Raw genomic sequence first — 20,062 nt, forward strand, 5'->3', positions numbered from 1 at the left:
AACGGTTCATTTATTAGTCTCCTTGAGGATCTAATCGATAAGCAATCAGCTCAAAATCTGGTGTATACGTAAAAGTGCCGTGGAGAAGTCCTTTCCCTTTCAACATGAAGTCAAGAATATGGGAATCTCCTGGAGCCATCGGCAAGCTGGGCACATCTTTTACATCATGCCATTTTAAAATGCCTTCCTCCGACTCTGATACGTTTTTTCCTGTAAAGGAATCTGCCATAAAGGTGAACATCATCCACTCTTGAACGATTTGATCGCCTTCTTTTATGATAAAGGTAAACACGCCTTTTAGCTGCGGATTTAAAATATAAATGCCTGTTTCTTCTCTAAATTCTCGAACGACTGAATCCTTGACCGATTCTCCGCTCTCCATTTTGCCGCCAGGTGCTACCCACCAGCCTCGTCTTGGCTTTTGCAGCAAGAGAACTTGATCTTCGTGATGCAGCACACAATTGGTTACTCGTTGCATCAGCTGTCACCTACTCTTTTATGTCTTTTTCTTATTATACAGGTTCATCATGACTCCCACAATGAACATGCCCGTTCTTCACTGAAAACAGACAGGTTTTCGTATGAATATGGTGACGGGCACTTTATCTATTCTTTATTTTACAACATCTAACGGTTCTCCATGCGTCATTTGTGAACATCTCGTGAATTTCTGATTTTAAGCAAAAAAAAGGACACGGATTCACATCCGTGCCAAACATGTATTCCTTATAAAAGGGGGTCAATTACTAGTTTCATCATAACGGATAATTGTTTCACCCGTGTTACATTCCAGTTAAAAGCCCGTGACGCAATATTAAGGATTTACGACAGCTGTTTATTTCATTGCTTTTAGCTTTTCAGCAAGCTCTTCTACATAATGCTGTGCACTCTGTGCTGCAATACTTCCATCACCTGTTGCTGTGACGATTTGACGAAGTGTTTTCTCACGAATGTCTCCAGCTGCGAAGATTCCTTCAACTTTTGTTTCCATTCTTTCGTTCGTCTCAATGTAACCCTCTGCATTTGTAATCCCTAGATTTTCAAATGGTTTAGACAGCGGCAGCATACCGATGTAGATAAAGACGCCATCTGTTTTGAAGTCTTCTTCCTCACCTGTCACGGTATCAATTAATGTCACACTGCCGACTTTCCCGTTCTCTTCATTGATTTCTTTGACGGTTTTGTTCCACATAAAGTCGATTTTTTCATTATCAAATGCACGTGCTTGTAAGATGCTTTGGGCACGCAGTTTGTCGCGTCTATGGACAATAGTGACTTTAGATGCAAAGCGAGTGAGGTAAACACCCTCTTCTACTGCTGAGTCTCCTCCGCCAATCACGACAAGCTCTTTGTTTTTAAAGAAGGCTCCATCACATACCGCGCAGTATGATACGCCGCGGCCGCCAAGTTCTTTTTCGCCTGGTGCACCGATTTTTTTGTATTCAGCACCTGCCGCAATAATGACAGAGCGTCCTTTGTATTCTTTGGAACCAGCTTTGACGATTTTGTACTCTTCACCATCTACAATTTCTTTAATATCGCCATACGCATACTCGGCACCGAATTTCTTTGCATGCTCAAACATTTTATTTGAAAGTTCCGGCCCTAAGATGCTTTCAAAGCCCGGATAGTTCTCGACATCTTCCGTATTCGCCATTTGGCCGCCTGGAATTCCTCTTTCAATCATCAGTGTTGAAAGATTTCCCCGTGATGTATAAACAGCGGCTGTCATTCCGGCAGGACCCGCTCCAATGATGATCGTATCGTAGATTTTTTCTTCTGACACAACTGTCACTCCCTCTTCAATTGCTGCTAGCATTTCTTATTAGAATGCCCTTGGGTGATGCTTCCATTCATGACAGAGAGCATCATTTCCACTCTTAGCTTTTATTCCTTACCCATATCCTATTAAATCTGCGGGTAATAAGCGAATCATTTGCTCATATCTTCAAAAAAAGAAAAAGCTTCCTTAAACTGCTGTTTAAGGAAGCCTGTTTACGGTTATATAGTAAGTAATGATTTATTCAACGACTCTTCTTACAACGCCATTGAATGCTTTTTTCCAGTAAACGTTGCTCATAGAGTCAACTGAAACACCGCGAGAGCTATTATCGTTCAAGAATGTACCGTTTCCTAAGTAAATACCAACGTGTCCATTTACTTTATACGTATCAAAGAACACAAGGTCTCCGCGTTTCATGTCAGATGCACTTACAGCTCTTCCTTTACCTACAAGCGTATCTGTTGTTGTACCGCCAACTGGTCCAAGGTTGATGCCTGCTGATGCAAATGCCCAGCGAACGAATGAAGAACAGTCAAAACGACGTGCGTCAATATCGGCTTGTGATCTGCCGCCGCCCCATTTATATGGAGATTGTCCTACAATCGTAGAACCTGTGCTGATTGCACCTTCGATTCCGCCTACATTATTGCTGACAGGTGATCCACCGCCAGAAGATGGCTTTTTGCTTGGTGAACTGCTGCTATTGTTATTTGAAGATCCACTGTTATTTGAAGAAGAACCGCTGTCGTTATTAGAGCTGTTGTCTTCAGCTTGAACACTAGCTTGACGCTGCTGTTGTCTTTGTGCTTTTTCTTCTTTTGCTTTTTGAGCAGCTTCTCTTGCTTCTTTTTCAGCTTGTTTTTGAGCAGCGATTGTTGCGTCTTTTTCAGATGCAATGCTGTTTGCCTCAGTGTTTAACTCGCTGATTTGAGAAGAGGCACTTCCTTTTTGCTTTTTCACTTGCTTGAATAGCTTGTCTTTCTCATCAAGCTGTTTATTTAAGTCTGTTTGAAGTGTTTCAAGCTTTGCAAGCGTCTTTTGAACATCTTCAAGCTTTGTGTTTAATTCGTTTTCAGACTTTTGTAATTCCGCTTTGTCTCTTTCTTGTTCTTTAATGATTTCGCTGTCTGCGTTGATTAATGTAGATACAGCACCTGCACGGCTGATGAAATCGCTAAAGCTTTTTGCTCCTAGTAATACATCTATGTATTTCGTAGAACCACCGCTTTCTTGAAGCGCACGTACACGCTTTTTCAAGAATTCGTTTCTTTCTTCGATACGTTTTTCTGTATCAGCAATTTCTTTTTTCAGTGCTTTGATTTCTTTTTTTGTTTTTTCGTTTTCTTTTTGTTTTTCTTCGATTTGATCACTTGTTTTTAAAGCTTTTTCGTCAATTTCTTTTAGCTTTAGCGCAAGTGCCTCTTGTTTTGCCTCAAGCTTTGAAAGCTCTTCTTTTTTCTTTTGAAGATTCTTGTTTACCTCTGACTGCTTGCTGTCTAGTTCTTGTTTCTTTTGTTCAAAGTTCTGTGCATTTGCTTCATGAGTAAATGGAATAAATAAACCGCTCGCTCCAATCACCGAAGCTAAACCGAAAGTAATAAACTTTTTCACGTATAGTTCCTCCTTTGACAATTTCCCAAGCGACATGAGAAAGCAGCAAATTCTCTGCGACCAATCTGTGCTTCCTGTGTCTTTCTTCCTGATGATTCAGTCAGATGTTGACCAGATTGTTTCTATCACTAGGTGTTGCATTATGTATAGTAAAATATTTAAATATATGTCTTTGTTTTAATCCACGAGTTTCATTATACATGACACATCGACAAAATGAGCTAATATTTTTATTACATTTATGTTTCAAATAGATGTCGAGATTGTCATACTTCGCCAAATCCTAGCAAATCCCACCTTTTTATCCAAGAAAAAAGCATGACCTTTTCGGCCATGCTGCTGTTATCTGAATCTATTTACCTATTCAAACCATGAACGCACAAATAATATTCTCATATTTTGACAGCGTTTGAACGCTGATCTGAAAAGAAGCTGCGATCTCTTTTTTGCTGACAGCTGATTCTTCTTGTTCATTCATCCATAGATAATAAGAAGCTGCTGCCCATGCAATGGCATTTTTCTTCTCTACGCCTGAAGCGCGTGCTTGCTGAATAATATGGAATAACCAAAAATATGGCATGTGGCTATCAGGCTGCACCGCTTCTTCCAAAGCAGATGCCGCCTGTTTTGCGAAGACCGCATCTTCTGAAAACGATCGTTCTTCCATTTCATCTTCATATAAAAGTAACTCAATAAACTGCTGTTCAAAGGCCGTTTTCGCAGCGCGGGAATCAAGAACAGATTGCAAGACGTCACGTTCACCTTTTTGTTTGCTAACATAGTAGGCAGTGAGTCGTTCCTCAATTGAAACCATTGGCTCAGACTCCTCTGGTTTATCTTGCCACGGCTTGATTTCATCTGCATCAATATCTTCTTCCACCATCTTATCCCAGACGGTTTGCGCCAGCGTTTTGTGGCCCGTATAATAGGCTGCACTTGCCAGCCAGTATAAAAACGTACTATCACCTTGGAAACCTGTTTTATACAAAGAATAAAGCCATTTAAATGCCCATTCAAATTCTCCAACAAGGGCAAATGTTGCGCCAAGCTTATAACGCTGTTCACTTAATATTGGATACACGTGCGTTAATTGCTTCGCTAACAGATTGACCTTTTCTTCTTCTTTTTCATAATGATAGAAAACAAGCTGATTACAAAGGGCATGCAGATTACCGGGATTTTCATGAAGGACCCGGTTCAACATTTCTTTTGCCTGATCGATTTGGCCAGAATAAAAATAGGCCAAAGCGAGATTATTATACGCTGACCAAAACTCTGGATACTCAACAATCATCTGTTCCAGCATCTCGATTGCTTCATCTAGCCTGCCGCTTTCTAGCAAATGGTTGGCTTGATCCTGCTTTACAATCAGATCATCCTGATCATAAGGAAAATCTTCATCAACATCGTCACTCATATCAAGCAGATCGAGGAGATCGTCATTTTCATCTGCAAATTCCCCGTCTTCTTCCAGCGCAGCATAAGCAGTGGCGCATCTATATGCCTCTTGAAACAAACCGAGATTCGCATAATTATTGGCTTTAAAGTAGTGACACTCTGACATATTCTCATCCAAGTGTTCAAGGATAAAATCAAGCAGTTCATTTGATTGTTGGTAATGACCCATTTCAGTATAAATAATGGCAAGCTGCGACAGCATTTCTACATTTTCAGGCTCAAGTACGATGGCCCGCTGTATCAGCTTACTTGCCCTAGACAGATTTCTTTCTCTATATGCTTTTAGACCTTTATGAAAAAAGTAATGCCCATCTTGGAATAGCTGGACGACTTGTGTGTGATTATTTTGAGAAGTGTATTTACTCACCGATACCCTCCATTTCGAACAGTGTACCGTGTGTAGTATAACATACTTCATGAGTCGTCACATAGAACAAAAGGAAAGGAAGGATTTGTTTTTCATTTAAAAGCAAAAAGCCGGGGGTACCCCCAGCTTTTCATTCCCCTTGATGGCGCTTTTTCAATACCTTTAATACATCATCAAGAGGCAGCTGCTGTTCACGTAATAACACAAGAAGGTGATACAGGAGATCTGCTGTTTCCCATTTCAATTCTTCTTGATCACGGTTCTTCGCCGCAATGATAACTTCAGAAGCTTCTTCCCCTACCTTTTTCAGGATTTTGTCGACTCCTTTTTCAAAAAGATAGGTCGTATAAGCTCCTTCTGGCATTTCCATCTGCCGTTTCGCAATGACCTGTTCCAGTTCATTTAAAATGGCAAAGCGGTCTTGTTCTCCCCTTGGCTGTTTCACGCCATCTTCTGAAAAACAGCTATAGCTGCCTGTATGGCAGGCTGGGCCGCTTGGTGTCACTAGAACAAGCAGGGCATCTTGATCACAGTCATAGCGAATAGATGTAACACGCTGGGTGTGTCCAGATGTAGCTCCTTTGTGCCAAAGCTCATTTCTCGATCTGCTAAAAAACCATGTTTCCCCTGTCTCTAATGTTTTTTCATAGGATTCTTGATTCATATACGCCAAAGTAAGAACTTCCTTGCTTTGAGCATCCTGTACAATGGCAGGAATGAGACCTGCATCATTAAAGATTAATTCGTTTGCCTGTTTCATCTTACCTTCACCCCGTGTTCTCTCAAATATGTCTTCACCTCTTGAATAGAGGTTTCTTTATAATGGAAAATAGAGGCTGCGAGTGCGGCATCAGCTTCACCTTTTGTAAAAGCCTCCAGCATATGCTGCGCATTGCCAGCACCTCCTGAAGCAATAACTGGCACTGTGACTGCTTCTGATACAAGCCTCGTCAAACGATGCTCAAATCCCGTTTTCTCACCATCGGCATCCATGCTAGTCAGCAAGATCTCGCCTGCTCCTCTTCGCACGGCTTCTTTCGCCCAGTCACTCACTTCTAAATCCGTTTGACGGCGTCCTCCGTGCGTATAGACCATGTATGCTTTTTTCTCTTCATCGTATTTCGCGTCAATCGCAACAACTATGCACTGTGAACCAAAAAAGTCGGCTCCTTCTGTTATTAGCTCCGGTCTTAAAACAGCCGCTGTGTTCACAGACACCTTGTCTGCCCCCGCTCTTAATATACGCTTCATGTCATCAAGGTGGTTAATCCCGCCACCCACCGTGAATGGGATAGCGAGAGTGGATGCAACTTGTTTCACCACATCCACCATTGTTTTTCGGCCTTCATGAGAGGCAGATATATCAAGAAAGACGAGTTCATCCGCACCTTCCTCGTCATAGATCTGCGCTAATTCGACCGGATCACCAGCATCCTTCAACCCTAGAAATTGGATCCCTTTGACCACACGCCCTTCCTTTACATCAAGACATGGAATGATTCGTTTTGTCATCATATGCTGTCAAGCCCTTCAAACGCTTCTGCTAAAGTAAATTGCTTTGTGTACAGCGCCTTGCCAATGATTGCACCAGACACACCTGTCTGCTTTTGTGCTGATAGCTTTTGCAGATCACCTACTGCACTGACACCACCTGAGGCAATGACTTGTTTGCCAGTTGCTTCTGCTAATCGAACTGTACTTTCCACATTTGGACCAGACAGCATGCCATCCATTTGAATATCAGTGAAAATAAAGACCTCTGCGCCTTCCTTTGCCAGTTCCCTACCGAGTTCCTCCGCCTTCACTTCCGATGTTTCAAGCCACCCTTCAGTCGATACAAAACCGTTTCGTGCATCAATGCCAATGGCGATTTTCTCCCCATATTGCGCCAACATTTTTTTCACAAAAACCGGGTTTGACACCGCTGAACTGCCAAGAATGACTCTCGATACGCCATTGTTTAAATAAAATGCAACATCTTCTTCTGTCCGAATGCCGCCGCCAATTTGGACATTCACATCTAATGAGGAAGCAATCGCCAGCACATGCTCGTGATTCACGCGTTTTCCTGCTTTTGCGCCATCTAAATCAACGAGATGTATCCATTTCGCTCCTTCATTTGCAAACCGTCTCGCCATGTCTAACGGTGAGTCTCCATAAATGGTTTCTTGGTCATAGTCTCCTTGCACAAGTCGTACACATTTGCCATTTCTCATATCAATTGCTGGATATAATGTAAAATCACTCATTTGCTCACCCTCTGTTCGTTTGCTAATTGAATAAACTGTTTCAGCAGTGCCATTCCTGTTGTACTGCTTTTTTCAGGGTGAAACTGCGTTCCAAACACATTCCCCTTTCCAACAATGGCAGGTACTTGAACGCCATAGGGCGCACTTGCCAATAGATCTTCTGGATTCATGCCGCTCACATAATAAGAGTGAACAAAGTATGCAAATCCTTCCGGCACACCGTCAAATAATGGTGACGGCTGATGAAATGTGAGCTCATTCCAGCCCATATGAGGCACCTTCAGCCTTTGTCCATCCTGATCACGATCCTTCAAAAGAACGACACGTCCTTTTAAAAGGCCTAACCCTTTTGTTTTTCCTGCTTCTTCACTTTCTTCAAACAACAACTGCATGCCAAGGCAAATGCCAAATAACAGCTTTCCTTCCTGCACGACTTGGTGGATAAACGCCTCAAGTCCTGTCTGTCTTAACAGCTGCATCGCATCACGAAACGAACCGACGCCTGGCAAAATGTACGCATCTGCCTTTTTCAGCTCCTCTACTTCAGAAGACACGATATAAGACGCTCCTGCTCGTTCCAGTGCTTTTGATACGCTAAACAAATTTCCCATTCCATAGTCAATGACGCCAATCATTAGAGCATCCCCTTTGTCGACGGAATCCCTTTCACACGCGGATCAATGGTTGTTGCTTCATCTAAGGCGCGTGCCATCGCTTTAAAAATGGCTTCAATCATATGGTGGGTATTGGTTCCATAGTGAACGATCACATGAAGATTGATTCGTGCTTCAAGGGCAAATTTCCAAAGAAACTCATGAACCAGCTCCGTATCAAAGGTGCCGACCTTCTGACTCGGGAAATCAGCTCTCATTTCCAAATGAGGACGATTGCTTAAATCAACGACGACTTGGGCAAGTGTTTCATCCATTGGAACAAAACTAGAGCCGTAGCGCTTAATTCCTTTTTTATCCCCGAGCGCTTCTTTAAACATCTGTCCAAGCACGATGCCAATATCTTCTGTTGTGTGGTGATCATCGACATCTGTGTCTCCTTTTGCATCTACAGATAAGTTAAAGTGCCCATGCTTTGTGAATAAGTCGAGCATATGCGTCATAAAAGGGACATCTGTTTGAATATCTGCTTTTCCTTCACCATCAATCTCTAGCGCTAACGAAATGTTCGTTTCATTTGTCTGTCTCGCTGTTTCCGACTGTCTCATTCTGATTCCTCCCGCTTTCTCGCTTCAATCGATCTTGCATGTGCTTCAAGCCCTTCTAATCTTGCAAAAGCCGCAATGCTTTCCCTATGTGTTTCAAAGGCTCCTTTGCTATATGAAATGATGCTCGTTTTCTTTTGGAAATCCGTGACGCCAAGCGGACTGGAGAATCTTGCTGTCCCGTTTGTTGGCAGCACATGGTTCGGTCCTGCGAAGTAATCCCCTACCGGCTCTGGGCTGTAACGCCCTAAGAAAATTGCTCCAGCATGCTTGATTTGACCAAGTAGTGATTCTGGATACGCCGTCAGCACTTCTAAATGCTCTGGGGCTAACTGGTTCACGATATCAACTGCACGATCCAAGGATTCTGTCACGTAAATATGGCCATAGTCTTGAATAGATTGTGCTGCTATTGATTTCCTTGGCAAAGTGTCCAGCTGCGCTTGCACCTCTGCTTGCACTGCTTCAGCCAATCCTTTAGATGGTGTCACCAAAATACTAGATGCCAATGCATCATGCTCTGCCTGTGAAAGCAAATCAGCTGCCACCTCATGTGCGGTTGCCGTTTCATCTGCTAAAACAGCAATTTCACTTGGGCCCGCAATCATATCAATGTCTACTTGACCAAATACTTCCCGTTTGGCAAGTGCTACATAAATGTTTCCTGGACCGGTGATTTTATCAACAGGCTGGATACTGTCCGTTCCATATGCAAGAGCAGCTATCGCCTGAGCACCACCCATTTTGTACATTTCTGAAATGCCCAGCTCCTTCGCTGCTACTAGTACAGCGTCAGACAGACGACCGTCTTTTCCTGGCGGTGTCACAAGAACAATTCGCTCAACGCCGGCTACAAGTGCCGGGATCACATTCATTAAAACAGATGATGGATAGGCGGCCGTTCCGCCTGGGACATATACACCGACCGCATCGAGCGGTGTTACTTTCTGACCTAGCATTGAGCCGTCCTTTTGGTGATAAAACCAAGAGGAGGTTAGCTGACGCTCGTGGTATGTTCGAATATTCCGGATCGCCGTTTGGATGATTTGGATCATCTCCGGGTCCAAACGTTCGTAGGCTTTTGTCTTTTCATCCTCCGTCACAAGTGGCTGTTCAATAGAGACACCGTCAAATTGCTTCGTGAAAGACCGTACGGCTTCGTCACCATTTTTTCTCACTTCTTCGATTATTCGCTGAACAGCCAATCGCTGCTCTTCCGTTCCTGTATCTAGAGAACGCTTGAGTGAGAGAGTGTCTGTCTCACCTTCTTGTATGTAGGTGATGTTCATGATGTTTCCTCCCCTTCTCCTTCGATGATTCTTGCCAGACGCTGCGCCATTTCATCGATTACCGCATCCTTCATTCGATAACTCACAGGATTGACAATAAAACGTGACGTAATGTCACAAATATGTTCCGTTTCGACAAGCCCATTTTCCTTAAGTGTTTGACCGGTGGAGACAATGTCAACAATTCGATCGGCAAGTCCGATGAGCGGTGCTAATTCAATGGAACCATTTAGCTTAATGATCTCCACCTGCTCACCTTGTTCTCTAAAATAAGAAGAAGCGACATTTGGGTACTTTGTGGCCACACGCGGCGCGACACCGCCCCAGCTGGCTCCCGGCAAGCCCGCTACAGCTAAATGACATTTGCTAATGTTTAAATCGAGCACTTCGTACACATCCCTTGCTTCTTCAAGCATGACGTCTTTCCCTGCAATGCCCACATCTGCTACACCGTGCTCTACATATGTCGTCACATCCATTGGCTTCGCTAAAATAAAGCGGAGACTTTCTTCCGGTACATCAATGATTAATTTTCTTGAATCTTCGAATTCCTCCGGCAGCTGATATCCAGCCTGTCTTAATAGCCCTGCTGCTTCTTCAAATATCCGCCCCTTTGGCATTGCCATTGTCAACACTTTACCCATTTTGCTCTTCCTTTCTAGCGCCGATAAAATAAGTCACTTGCTCAAATGCCTTGGTCATGGCATCGATATTTTCAATACCTGCTAAGTCTTGGAGAACAATCCTTTTGCCCTTTGTCCGCTCTTTTTCTGCAAAATCAAATGCTTCAAGCCGCTGTTCTTTACTAAAAATCACAGCCTCTTGGGGCTCATTTATTTCTTTTGCGTCGAGCGCCTCAAGAAGACGGTCTAATCGAAGTCCAAAGCCTGTAGCGGGTGCGGGTGCATCAAAGTGAGCAAGCAATTGATCATACCTTCCTCCACTTCCGATCACAGACCCAACATGATCTGCAAATACTTCAAACAAAATCCCCGTATAGTAGCTCATATGACTGACCATGCTTAAATCCAAACGGATATATTCTGTACAGCCGTAATCTTCAAGTGTCTCCCACAGCGCCTTTAACTCCGCAAGCACTTCTTTGCCCTCTTGTGACACCACAATTTCTTCAGCCTGCTGGGTCACTTCTTGACCGCCGCGCAGCTCTAAAAGCTGGAGCAGCCTTGTTTTATCGATGGATGAGAGCGGCAATTGTTTAACATGCTGCCTGTATCCCACATAATTCTTTTCATATAAAAATCGGCGCAATACGTTCGCCCGCTCTGTATTCCCTAGTACATCTAAAAACAAGGTCTCAGCCAAAGCCACATGCCCGATCGCAATTTTGAAGGATTGAAGTCCAGCATTTTTTAATGCAAACACGACAAGCGCTATGACTTCAGCATCTGCACTAATCGAACCATCACCGATCAATTCAATACCAACCTGCTCAAATTCAGAAGGTCTTCCGCCTTCTCTTTCCTGTGCCCGAAACACGTTTGCTGCATAACCGACTCGAAGCGGATACGCCTGTTCGTGAAGCTTTGAAGCCGCCACTCTCGCAATTGGTCCCGTCATATCAGGTCTAAGCACAAGGGTTTGACCATTTTGATCAAGAAGCTTAAACAGCTGCGTATCTGTAATCGCCGATTGAACACCGACTGTATCGTAAAATTCAAGCGTTGGCGTTTCCATTAAACGATAACCCCAACCATTCATGACCTCTGTTAAAGAATGCCTAACTCTTTTCTTCGTCTCATACAATCCTGGTAATGAATCTCGCATACCATATGGTTTTTCAAACATGAACATGTTCCGCACCTCCAACACATTAAAACAAAAAATTCCGAATCCTTTAGTTCGCTAATATGATAATATGCTAACAAAATAAAGTGATTAAATCAATCATTTTTATTTTCCCCTTTTTTTCCTTAATCATTTGTTCATATATTACATTCAAATGACACCTAATCCTTTTTGATCTCTTTGCTTTAGGAACATGCTATAATACTTAAAAATATTGAATAACACAGGAGATTACAGTGAAATTCATCCAGACATTAATCTTAACTTTGTTGTGCGCATGTCTTGTTTATTTCGGCTTTATTTACATTTCACAATTCGACCAAGTCAAGAAAACAACGTCACCGCAAGAAGCCAAAGAAAAAGAAAATGATACCGCACTAGCAGCAGAAGAAACACGTTCTACGAAAAAAACAGAAACAACACATTCTAGTTTAAAAGGAAATAAAAAAGCCATGGACGTCATCCTCTTTAATCAAATGGATGCACCAAAGCTTTATAACGGATGCGAAGTCACGAGCTTAGCCATGCTTCTTCATTACAGCGGCTATGAGCATATAACGAAAAACGCATTGGCAAACGAGATTAAGCGTGTCCCGCTCAATTATGAGAATGGCTTAAAAGGAGACCCTCATGACGGGTTTGTAGGCGATATGGAGAATGGACCAGGTCTTGGTGTGTACCACGAACCCATTTATCAGCTTGCGAAAAAATATGTAGGTAATCAAGCCGTTGACTTAACCGGCAAGCCAGTTAAAAAGGCCATTTACCAATCACTTGAAAAAGGTTATCCTGTCTGGGTCATTACCACTTCGACCTTTGCCAAAACAGATAACATTGAAACATGGAATACACCAAATGGGAAAATAGATATCAGCTTTAATATGCATAGCGTCGTCATCACTGGCTATGACAAAGATCATGTCTACTTAAATAACCCTTACGGAGAAAAGAATCAAAAAGTAGATCGTGAACAGTTTGAGGATTCTTGGAAACAGATGGGCAGCCAGGCGATTATCATTAAAGCATAAAACCCCGCTAAATAGCGGGGTTTTTATTTTCTTATTCTGCTTCAGAAACCACAGTAAAACGTTCTCCAACATGAGCAGCTTGTTCTATCTCATCGACAAGCGCAACGGCGTAGTCAGCATAACTCACATAGCTGTCACCCTTTGAATTGACGATAAGATGGTCTTTGCCTTTCACATAAGCACCTGTACGTTTGCCTGCTGGATCAAAGAATGCAGCTGGACTAAGAAATGTCCATTTTAATCCTTCGGTCTTTTGAAGATCTATTAAATTTTCTCCTTGGTGTGAAGCAGTAGCAAGGTATTCCTTTGGAAACTCCGGTGTGTCCATCAGTCTAGTTGTTTTGGCCTCATCTACAAATAAACTTCCAGCACCTCCCACAACGATTAAACGCGTTTCTGGTGTCTCTTTCAAGAGATGAATGAGTTTTTTCCCTGCTTCTACATGAAGGTGCTCTTGTCCTGCTGGTGCACCAAATGCGTTTACGATCACATCAAAACCTTTGACGTCTCCTGCCTCTAAGTGAAAAACATCCTTTTCTAAAACAGCTGCTGATGAATTGGTCACTTTTTGTGCATCTCGAACGATTGCCGTTACTTCGTGCCCTCTCGATTGAGCTTCTTTTAAAATGTGTTGTCCTGCTTTACCTGTTGCGCCAATGATTCCAATGTTCATGTAAATTCCTCCTACAATATATTGTTATTTTGATCACTTAAGATGTAACCACGATAGTTACAACAGAGGTAAAAAAAATTGAATAGATCATCCAATTTTTTTGATTAAAACCTGCGTTAGTTCACTTAATTTGATCTCAGCAAGCACTTGCTCCATCGCACTTTGAGCACGGCACAAAATTAATTCTAGTACAGCTTGAATATTTGCACCGATCGGACAGTCAGGGTTTGGGCTTTCATGAATTTGAAACAACTCTCCCTCATCCACAACTTCAACCGCTTTATACACATCGAGCAGTGTCATGTCATCTTCACTGCGATTCAATTGAGAACCGCCTTTGCCAAGACTCGTTGAGATTAGGCCTGCTTTTTTGAGCTTACTCATGATACGGCGAATCACCACTGGATTTGTATTGACACTTCCTGCGATATCCTCCGATGTCTGTAAAGAACCTTTTTCAAGTGATAGCAAGGCCAGAATATGGACAGCGACAGTAAATCTGCTGCTGATTTTCATGTTTTCTCACCTCTGTTGTAATCATTATAGTTACACCATGTTAGAATGTCAACAAAAAAGTCTGCCGAGCTACTCAGCAGACGAAGATTGACGTGCTTCCATTTCCTCTTTCGTATAAATCATCCGCATTGGATTTCCTCCAACAAAGGAGCCTGCCGGAACATCTTTGTTCACAAGAGTTCCCGCCGATACAATCGCACCATCACCAATTGTCACTCCAGGTAGAATCGTTGAATTTGCCCCAATTAACACTTCATCACCAATATAGACTTCCCCAAGCCTATACTCTTTAATCAAATACTCATGGGACAGAATGGTTGTGTTATAACCAATCACACTATTTCGGCCGACAGTGATTTTCTCAGGAAACATGAGATCGACCATCACCATTAAAGCAAACGCCGTATCCTCCCCGACTTTCATCCGAAGGAAGGTGCGATAAATCCAATTTTTCATTCCCATAAAAGGCGTATACCTTGCCATTTGAATAAAGATAAAGTTTTTCACAACCTTGAGAAAGGGGACCGTTCGATAGACTTGTCTAAGCGAATTGACCCCTTTGACAGGATAACGATCTGTTTTTCTCAACTTAATCAGCTCCAACAATCGCCAAGAGATCACTCATTTTCTGCAGCATATAATCTGGGCGATGCTTTAACAGGGCTTCTTCTCCCTTAATAGACCAAGCAACACCTGCTGTTTTCGTCCCTGCCGCTTGACCAGATAAAATGTCGTGATAATTATCACCAACCATGATCGCCTCATGCGGATCACTGCCGAGCTTGGATAATGCAAGTTGAACTGGTTCTGGATGCGGCTTTTCATTTTGTACATCATCAAGTGTGACAATGACCTCAAAAAATGGCTCCAATCCAGTCAGCTTTAATCCCATTAAGACCGTATCACGGATTTTTGTTGTCACAATTCCGAGCTTAAATCCCTGATCCTGAAGAATTTTCAACGTGTCTAACACCGTCTCATACTCCGTCACAAGCAGATCATGCTGTTCATGATTAAACGTTCGATACATCTGAATCATGTCATCTGTCAGATTCGGATCCATTGCAGAGAATGTATCAAATAATGATGGACCAATGAAATGAAGGATATCCTCACGGCTGTATTGACCAGGGTAATAATGATCAAGCGTATGCTGAAATGAAGCAATAATTAATTCATTTGTATTGATTAATGTGCCATCTAAATCAAATAACACTGTGTTAATAGTTGATTGGTTCATATAGCTTCCTTTCTAACAGCTGCATGTTCCCGCCTCCGCCAAATATAGCTGATGGCAGCTGTCAATAAAATAGCAGAAATAAGGCGAATAAGAAGAAGCGGCCAGACTGGAATACCTAAAGGAATGAAAATGAGTGTATCTTCGACCACCGCATGACACGCCACAAGGAAAATGAAAGCAAGCGTTAAATCCTTTTTGCTGACACCGTCCTCTTCCACTGCCTTCATCATGACGCCTGCCCCGTAGGCAAGACCAATGGTCAAACCAGCCACCATCGTCATAGACGTATTTTCTTTCATTCCAAGCATTCTCGTAAAAGGAGACAGCCACTTAGACAGCGTATGGAGCCACCCTAAGTCTCTCATGAATTGAATAATGATCATGAGAGGAATGACAATACAAGCCAGCTGCAGCACACCAAGAACAGCTTTCTGTAAAGCAAGAAGTACGATCATATACCAGCTAGAAGGCACATCAGCCGACTGAGCAGCTGTCAGCAAACCATATTGCGCCGGCTCCTCGCCTCCCTGCCAAACGAGGTGAATGACAATTGCTGACACGACGGCAAGACTGATTCTGACTAGCAAAATGACAGACACCCGCAGCCCAACCTTCGCCGCCACTGTTGATTCGATGATCAAGTTGTGACAAAAGGAGAGCATGACCGCTAAAATGAACACTTCCTTCACAGACAGCTCTAATGTCAAGATGGCTGCAATACCCGCATACAAGTTCAGCATATTTCCTAAAACAAGCGGAATGGCCGCTTCCCCTGAAAGACCAAACAGGCCCATAAATGGACGGATGAATTGTATAATCCAATCCATCACAGGTGTATGCTGCAAGATACTAACGAGAATGGTAACCGGAAAAATGACTTTTCCAAGTGTCCAAGTTGTCGATAACCCTGCTTTCAAGCCGTTTTTCCATGTCTCCCCCATCTCTTATCCCCCTTGCTCTTAATTTGATGAGTTGTTCTCTTTATACGGTATAGATGCATATCCCTTGATTCTTCTAAACACAATCAGCAAAACAGCCACTGCAAATATGGCAATTGAAATCATCTGTGCAATTCGAAGGTGCTCAGTCAGCATTAAGCTGTCTGTTCTCATTCCTTCAATGAAGAAACGACCGATTGAATACCAGATTAAATAAGACAAGAACATTTCGCCTCGACGCAATGATGTTCTACGTAATAAGATTAATATCAAAAAGCCTGCGATATTCCATAATGATTCATATAAGAACGTAGGGTGATAGTAGGTCCCGTCAATGTACATCTGATTAATAATAAACTCAGGCAGGTGCAAATTTTCTAAAAAGGCTCTTGAAACAGCCTCACCATGCGCTTCCTGATTAATAAAGTTCCCCCAGCGCCCGATGGCTTGCCCTAGTAAAATACTAGGCGCTGCGACATCGGCGATTTTCCAAAAGGACACCTTTCTCACTTTAGTAAAGACAATCGCTGTCAGCACGGCCCCTATCAGTCCACCATGTATGGCAATTCCGCCATTCCAAATCTTGATGATTTCATTTGGGTGCTGCTGATAATAATCCCATTCAAAGGATACATAATAAATTCGTGCACAAATAATGGCGATAGGAATGGCAAATAAGATGAGATCAATAAACATATCTTTATTGATGCCTCTTTTTTCACACTCCCTTAATGCGAGCCAGAGTCCAAGCAGGGCTCCGACCCCAATAATCACACCATACCAATGAACCGAAATAGGTCCGAGCTGAAAAGCAATCGGATCAATTGGTTGAATTGCTTCATTCATATAGACAGCTCCTATTCATCCTGGCCATTGTCTTCAATGACATCGGCAAGTTTACTTGTAAATTGTTCCGCTGCATTATGTCCCATTCGTTTCAATCTGAAGTTCATTGCAGCTACCTCGATGATGACCGCTAAATTTCGTCCCGGACGTACAGGGATGGTCAGCTTTGGTACATCTGTATCGATGATCCGCATTTTTTCTTCCTCAAGTCCTAAACGGTCATACTGTTTGCCTTGTTCCCAAAGCTCAAGGTTCATAACAATCGTAATTCTCTTATAGCTTCTGACAGCGCCCGCTCCAAATAAGGTCATCACATTAATAATGCCTAATCCACGGATTTCTAGAAGGTGCTCAATCAGCTCTGGTGCGCTTCCAACTAACGTATCCTGATCCTCTTGCCTGATTTCCACGCAATCGTCTGCAACCAGCCTGTGTCCTCTCTTCACTAATTCTAAAGCCGTTTCACTTTTACCTACGCCACTTTTTCCAATTAACAGCACACCTACACCATATACATCTACGAGTACGCCATGAATCGCAGTCGTTGGTGCAAGCTTGCTTTCTAAGAAGTTCGTTAATCGACTCGAAAGTCTTGTCGTTTTTAAGCTTGAGCGTAAAACCGGCACTCCATTTTCGTTTGAAGCTTCGATCAATTCCTTTGGTACTTCACGATCTCGTGACAAAATGATGGCAGGGGTAATATCTGTACAAAGAGACATCATTCTCTGCTTTCGTTCGCGTTCTGGGAGCTGTTCAAAAAAAGAAAGCTCTGTCTTCCCTAAAAGTTGAACTCTTTCTTTTGGGTAATATGTAAAATATCCAGCCATTTCAATACCTGGTCTGGAAAGATCACTGATTGTAATGGGACGATTAATCCCTTCTTCCCCACTTACCAGTTCAAGATGAAATTGTTCCATTATGTCCTTCGTACGAACTTTCGGCACGCTTCTTCCTCCTTTTATCGCAGGCGTTTCAGAAATACAGCTCTATTTTATCACTTTCAATGATGAACCCAAAATAGTATTTTATCCTGATCCTGTTTCATCACATTTACTGGTATAGACAACTATACTTAAAAAAGGTAAACTGAATCTAACGACGAGAATAAGGGGGCACAATCATGAGCAGTTCTTTATTGCTCTCCAATATTCATATTGTGACAAAGACAGAAATCATTGAAAACGGTTTTGTCGGTTTACGCGATGGCAAGATCGACTATATTTCAACATCACCGCCGACAGGAAATTATGAAAAAGTATATATTTCCCGGGAAAACTTTTATTTACTCCCCGGAATGATTGATATTCACATCCATGGAGGATATGGTGCAGATATGATGGATGCGACACCAGAAGCCATGAATACACTTGCTGATCACTTACCCGCAGAAGGAACGACAAGCTTTTTAGCAACAACCATTACACAAAATCATCAAGAGATTGAGCAAGCACTTAAAAATGTCGCACAGTGGAGACCCTATAATAAAAAGCAAGCTGGAAGTCAGGCACAATGTTTAGGCATTCATCTAGAAGGTCCTTTTATTTCTAAAGATAAAGCTGGAGCGCAGCCTGCTCAATGGATTACACAGGCTAACCTTCCTCTTTTTGAGAAATGGCTGAGTGCAGCAGATCAGCTGATTCGAATTGTCACTTTTGCACCTGAGGAAGATACTGATTTTGCATTCCTTTCCCTGCTAAAAGAAAAAAATATCATTCCTTCTATTGGACATACAAATGCCCCTCATGACATGATTGAACTAGCAGCAAAGCACGGTGCGCGTCATGTCACGCATCTTTATAATGCGATGAGTTCATTTCAGCATCGTGAGCCAAATGTTGCAGGGGCTGCGCTTACAAACGAAAAGCTTTTGACTGAGCTGATTACAGATGGCATTCATTCACATCCTCTTTCCGTAAAGCTTGCGTATTTGGCAAAGAGTAGTGAACGTTTGATCATGATTACAGACTCAATGCGTGCAAAAGGACTTGGAGAGGGAACCTACGAATTTGGCGGACAGACTGTGACAGTCAGCGGTGAAAAAGCATTGCTGGCAGATGGAACACTTGCAGGATCGATTTTACAAATGAAAGATGGGGTCAAACGTATGAGACAGATCACACAATGTGGATGGACAGAAATTGCTCAAATGACCTCAACAAATGCAGCCACTCAGCTCGGGATCGATCATCAGCTCGGTTCGATCGAAGTTGGAAAACTGGCAGACTTGGTCATTTGGGATGAAGCTGGCGAACTCATGATGACGATCTGCCATGGACAAATCGTTTATGAAAAAAAGGAGGCCACACACTGATGAACATCATCGAATTTGCAGATAAAGATCAATTAGGAAAAGCAGCAGCTGCTTTCATTGCACGTACCATTGAATCAAAAACAGATGCGGTTCTCGGTCTGGCAACTGGCGGTACACCAATTGACACTTATAAAGAGTTAATTCAGTTGCATGAAACAGAACAATTGTCTTTCAAACAAGCAAGAACAGTGAATCTGGATGAGTACGTGGGAATTGATCCAAATCATGAAAATAGTTATATGACTTACATGAAGCGTCATTTATTCGACCATATTGATCTCCCATCAGATCAATATTTCCTCCCCAATGGTGCTGCTTCTCACTTGGAAGAAGAGTGCTTAAGGTATGATCAGCTCATTGAAGATTTAGGGGGTATTGATCTTCAGCTACTTGGTATCGGACAAAATGGACATATCGGGTTTAATGAACCTGGTACTCCCTTTGACTCAAAGACGCATGTCGTCCAATTAGATGAACACACTCGCCAAGCCAATGCCAGGTACTTTTCTTCTATAGATGAGGTACCTACACATGCCATTACAATGGGAATTGCAAGCATTCTTTCAAGTAAAAAAATTCTCCTTCTTGCATCAGGAAAATCAAAAGCGGACGTGATACAATATTTAGAACGAACAGAGATTCACCCAGACTTCCCTGCATCTGCTCTGAAACTTCATGAAGATGTGACGATTTTTATTGATCGAGAAGCTGGTTCACTACGCTAAACACGA

At 42.6% G+C, this 20,062-nt stretch carries 22 protein-coding genes; 3 read left to right on the top strand and 19 right to left on the bottom strand.

The window, feature by feature from the left end:
- Positions 1-13: 13 nt before the first annotated feature.
- From NST73_RS16300 to NST73_RS16355, 12 genes are all read right to left on the bottom strand, one after another.
- Entirely contained in the window at positions 14-478 is a 465-nt protein-coding gene (locus tag NST73_RS16300) for an 8-oxo-dGTP diphosphatase (protein ID WP_008348133.1), read from the bottom strand.
- 357 nt (positions 479-835) lie between these two features.
- Positions 836-1,786, bottom strand: a complete 951-nt coding sequence (trxB, locus tag NST73_RS16305) for a thioredoxin-disulfide reductase (RefSeq protein ID WP_024719880.1) — start codon at positions 1,784-1,786, stop codon at positions 836-838.
- Positions 1,787-2,020: 234 nt separating this feature from the next.
- Positions 2,021-3,394 carry a C40 family peptidase gene (locus tag NST73_RS16310; RefSeq protein ID WP_024719881.1) on the bottom strand — a complete coding sequence of 458 codons (1,374 nt, stop codon included), beginning with the start codon at positions 3,392-3,394 and terminating at the stop codon, positions 2,021-2,023.
- Between the two features lie 364 nt (positions 3,395-3,758).
- Positions 3,759-5,219, bottom strand: coding sequence for a tetratricopeptide repeat protein (locus NST73_RS16315; RefSeq protein WP_058336955.1), 1,461 nt, complete (start codon positions 5,217-5,219; stop codon positions 3,759-3,761).
- Between the two features lie 130 nt (positions 5,220-5,349).
- Positions 5,350-5,979, bottom strand: coding sequence for a bifunctional phosphoribosyl-AMP cyclohydrolase/phosphoribosyl-ATP diphosphatase HisIE (gene hisIE / locus NST73_RS16320; protein WP_138279041.1), 630 nt, complete (start codon positions 5,977-5,979; stop codon positions 5,350-5,352).
- The gene (gene hisF, locus NST73_RS16325) at positions 5,976-6,734 is read right to left on the bottom strand and encodes an imidazole glycerol phosphate synthase subunit HisF (protein ID WP_282916971.1); all 759 of its coding nucleotides are present in this window, start codon (positions 6,732-6,734) and stop codon (positions 5,976-5,978) included. The genes hisIE and hisF overlap by 4 nt, the downstream gene beginning before the upstream one ends.
- Positions 6,731-7,468, bottom strand: coding sequence for a 1-(5-phosphoribosyl)-5-[(5-phosphoribosylamino)methylideneamino]imidazole-4-carboxamide isomerase (gene hisA, locus NST73_RS16330; RefSeq protein ID WP_041507813.1), 738 nt, complete (start codon positions 7,466-7,468; stop codon positions 6,731-6,733). The genes hisF and hisA overlap by 4 nt, the downstream gene beginning before the upstream one ends.
- A complete protein-coding gene (hisH, locus tag NST73_RS16335; RefSeq protein WP_041091643.1) occupies positions 7,465-8,103 on the bottom strand; it encodes an imidazole glycerol phosphate synthase subunit HisH in 639 nt (212 codons plus the stop codon). The genes hisA and hisH overlap by 4 nt, the downstream gene beginning before the upstream one ends.
- Positions 8,103-8,687: an imidazoleglycerol-phosphate dehydratase HisB gene (gene hisB, locus NST73_RS16340; RefSeq protein WP_342499215.1), complete on the bottom strand. Its 585-nt coding sequence runs from the start codon at positions 8,685-8,687 to the stop codon at positions 8,103-8,105. The genes hisH and hisB overlap by 1 nt, the downstream gene beginning before the upstream one ends.
- Positions 8,684-9,973, bottom strand: coding sequence for a histidinol dehydrogenase (gene hisD, locus NST73_RS16345; RefSeq protein WP_342499216.1), 1,290 nt, complete (start codon positions 9,971-9,973; stop codon positions 8,684-8,686). The genes hisB and hisD overlap by 4 nt, the downstream gene beginning before the upstream one ends.
- Positions 9,970-10,617, bottom strand: a complete 648-nt coding sequence (hisG, locus tag NST73_RS16350; RefSeq protein WP_259253531.1) for an ATP phosphoribosyltransferase — start codon at positions 10,615-10,617, stop codon at positions 9,970-9,972. The genes hisD and hisG overlap by 4 nt, the downstream gene beginning before the upstream one ends.
- Complete coding sequence (locus NST73_RS16355) at positions 10,610-11,785, bottom strand: ATP phosphoribosyltransferase regulatory subunit (RefSeq protein ID WP_017368113.1); 1,176 nt, start codon at positions 11,783-11,785, stop codon at positions 10,610-10,612. The genes hisG and NST73_RS16355 overlap by 8 nt, the downstream gene beginning before the upstream one ends.
- A 230-nt stretch (positions 11,786-12,015) precedes the next feature.
- Between NST73_RS16355 and NST73_RS16360 the strand changes: the two genes are divergently transcribed.
- Positions 12,016-12,807: a C39 family peptidase gene (locus NST73_RS16360; RefSeq protein WP_024719888.1), complete on the top strand. Its 792-nt coding sequence runs from the start codon at positions 12,016-12,018 to the stop codon at positions 12,805-12,807.
- A gap of 31 nt (positions 12,808-12,838) precedes the next feature.
- On the opposite strand, the gene NST73_RS16365 is transcribed toward NST73_RS16360, so the two are convergent.
- The 7 genes from NST73_RS16365 to hprK form a co-directional block, all read right to left on the bottom strand.
- Positions 12,839-13,480: an NAD(P)-dependent oxidoreductase gene (locus NST73_RS16365; protein ID WP_327862214.1), complete on the bottom strand. Its 642-nt coding sequence runs from the start codon at positions 13,478-13,480 to the stop codon at positions 12,839-12,841.
- Positions 13,481-13,567: 87 nt separating this feature from the next.
- Positions 13,568-13,996: an Rrf2 family transcriptional regulator gene (locus NST73_RS16370; RefSeq protein ID WP_024719891.1), complete on the bottom strand. Its 429-nt coding sequence runs from the start codon at positions 13,994-13,996 to the stop codon at positions 13,568-13,570.
- A gap of 69 nt (positions 13,997-14,065) precedes the next feature.
- The gene (locus NST73_RS16375; RefSeq protein WP_024719892.1) at positions 14,066-14,584 is read right to left on the bottom strand and encodes an acyltransferase; all 519 of its coding nucleotides are present in this window, start codon (positions 14,582-14,584) and stop codon (positions 14,066-14,068) included.
- 1 nt (position 14,585) lies between these two features.
- Positions 14,586-15,236 (bottom strand): pyrophosphatase PpaX, encoded by a 651-nt coding sequence (ppaX, locus tag NST73_RS16380; RefSeq protein WP_007500058.1) that lies wholly within the window; start codon positions 15,234-15,236, stop codon positions 14,586-14,588.
- The gene (locus NST73_RS16385; protein WP_342499217.1) at positions 15,233-16,177 is read right to left on the bottom strand and encodes a nucleoside recognition domain-containing protein; all 945 of its coding nucleotides are present in this window, start codon (positions 16,175-16,177) and stop codon (positions 15,233-15,235) included. Before NST73_RS16385 ends, ppaX begins: the two co-directional genes overlap by 4 nt.
- Positions 16,178-16,195: 18 nt before the next feature.
- A complete protein-coding gene (gene lgt / locus NST73_RS16390) occupies positions 16,196-17,020 on the bottom strand; it encodes a prolipoprotein diacylglyceryl transferase (RefSeq protein ID WP_342499218.1) in 825 nt (274 codons plus the stop codon).
- Between the two features lie 11 nt (positions 17,021-17,031).
- Entirely contained in the window at positions 17,032-17,964 is a 933-nt protein-coding gene (gene hprK / locus NST73_RS16395) for an HPr(Ser) kinase/phosphatase (protein WP_003212943.1), read from the bottom strand.
- A 176-nt stretch (positions 17,965-18,140) separates the two neighbouring features.
- On the opposite strand from hprK, the gene nagA reads away from it, so the two are divergent.
- Both nagA and nagB read left to right on the top strand, forming a co-directional pair.
- Positions 18,141-19,331 carry an N-acetylglucosamine-6-phosphate deacetylase gene (gene nagA, locus NST73_RS16400; protein ID WP_342499219.1) on the top strand — a complete coding sequence of 397 codons (1,191 nt, stop codon included), beginning with the start codon at positions 18,141-18,143 and terminating at the stop codon, positions 19,329-19,331.
- Positions 19,331-20,056, top strand: a complete 726-nt coding sequence (gene nagB / locus NST73_RS16405) for a glucosamine-6-phosphate deaminase (protein WP_041507820.1) — start codon at positions 19,331-19,333, stop codon at positions 20,054-20,056. Before nagA ends, nagB begins: the two co-directional genes overlap by 1 nt.
- Positions 20,057-20,062 lie beyond the last annotated feature (6 nt).

The sequence above is a fragment of the Bacillus sp. FSL W7-1034 genome (genome assembly GCF_038593365.1).
GTDB lineage: Bacteria > Bacillota > Bacilli > Bacillales > Bacillaceae > Bacillus > Bacillus altitudinis.

What these genes read in the sequence shown, in the direction of transcription:
- NST73_RS16300 (WP_008348133.1), bottom strand. Translation starts at nt 478, where the DNA reads ATGCAACGAGTAACCAATTGTGTGCTGCATCACGAAGATCAAGTTCTC.
- hisIE (WP_138279041.1), bottom strand. Translation starts at nt 5,979, where the DNA reads ATGAAACAGGCAAACGAATTAATCTTTAATGATGCAGGTCTCATTCCT.
- hisF (WP_282916971.1), bottom strand. Translation starts at nt 6,734, where the DNA reads ATGATGACAAAACGAATCATTCCATGTCTTGATGTAAAGGAAGGGCGT.
- hisA (WP_041507813.1), bottom strand. Translation starts at nt 7,468, where the DNA reads ATGAGTGATTTTACATTATATCCAGCAATTGATATGAGAAATGGCAAA.
- hisH (WP_041091643.1), bottom strand. Translation starts at nt 8,103, where the DNA reads ATGATTGGCGTCATTGACTATGGAATGGGAAATTTGTTTAGCGTATCA.
- hisB (WP_342499215.1), bottom strand. Translation starts at nt 8,687, where the DNA reads ATGAGACAGTCGGAAACAGCGAGACAGACAAATGAAACGAACATTTCG.
- hisD (WP_342499216.1), bottom strand. Translation starts at nt 9,973, where the DNA reads ATGAACATCACCTACATACAAGAAGGTGAGACAGACACTCTCTCACTC.
- hisG (WP_259253531.1), bottom strand. Translation starts at nt 10,617, where the DNA reads ATGGGTAAAGTGTTGACAATGGCAATGCCAAAGGGGCGGATATTTGAA.
- NST73_RS16355 (WP_017368113.1), bottom strand. Translation starts at nt 11,785, where the DNA reads ATGTTCATGTTTGAAAAACCATATGGTATGCGAGATTCATTACCAGGA.
- NST73_RS16365 (WP_327862214.1), bottom strand. Translation starts at nt 13,480, where the DNA reads ATGAACATTGGAATCATTGGCGCAACAGGTAAAGCAGGACAACACATT.
- NST73_RS16370 (WP_024719891.1), bottom strand. Translation starts at nt 13,996, where the DNA reads ATGAAAATCAGCAGCAGATTTACTGTCGCTGTCCATATTCTGGCCTTG.
- ppaX (WP_007500058.1), bottom strand. Translation starts at nt 15,236, where the DNA reads ATGAACCAATCAACTATTAACACAGTGTTATTTGATTTAGATGGCACA.
- NST73_RS16385 (WP_342499217.1), bottom strand. Translation starts at nt 16,177, where the DNA reads ATGGGGGAGACATGGAAAAACGGCTTGAAAGCAGGGTTATCGACAACT.
- lgt (WP_342499218.1), bottom strand. Translation starts at nt 17,020, where the DNA reads ATGAATGAAGCAATTCAACCAATTGATCCGATTGCTTTTCAGCTCGGA.
- nagA (WP_342499219.1), top strand. Translation starts at nt 18,141, where the DNA reads ATGAGCAGTTCTTTATTGCTCTCCAATATTCATATTGTGACAAAGACA.
- nagB (WP_041507820.1), top strand. Translation starts at nt 19,331, where the DNA reads ATGAACATCATCGAATTTGCAGATAAAGATCAATTAGGAAAAGCAGCA.